This is a genomic window from Dellaglioa sp. CoH-56-MRSF-13 (genome assembly GCF_056782095.1).
In genome coordinates this window covers 1-339 of record NZ_JBXAYC010000108.1, presented here as the reverse complement: position 1 = coordinate 339, position 339 = coordinate 1, and the positions used below count along the sequence as shown (strand labels likewise).

Annotated in this window: 1 protein-coding gene; it reads right to left on the bottom strand. The window is 53.4% G+C overall.

Translation table 11 applies throughout. From position 1 onward, the window contains the following. Positions 1 to 238: hypothetical protein (locus AC1RP1_RS08100; RefSeq protein WP_481762732.1), on the bottom strand; the 238-nt coding region annotated here is incomplete at its 3' end. Between the last annotated feature and the right edge of the window lie 101 nt (positions 239 to 339).

Genomic DNA, 339 nt, shown 5'->3' with positions numbered 1-339 from the left:
CAACGTCAGTTACAGGCTGATCACGGTCACGACCTTTTGGTGTCTGTTCCGTGTTTTTGGGAAGGGGCGGACGACCACGCTTCTTAGGCGCAGGTGTTTCCTCGATAGCATCGAGGTCCTGCGCGGGTCGTTTCACCTTTTTCTTAACCTTCTTCTCGGGCGCAGGCTCTTCGGTTTTGGGTCGCAGATCAAATCCCATCATATCTTCGATGGACAACTCTGCTTTTTTCTTAGCCATGACGATTCCTTAGAAGGTGCCGTCCGGCATTGGAATAGCAATCCGGTGCGCTTCGCAGATCATGACGGGAAACCCGTTCGCGTTGCTGCGTTCCATGGGCT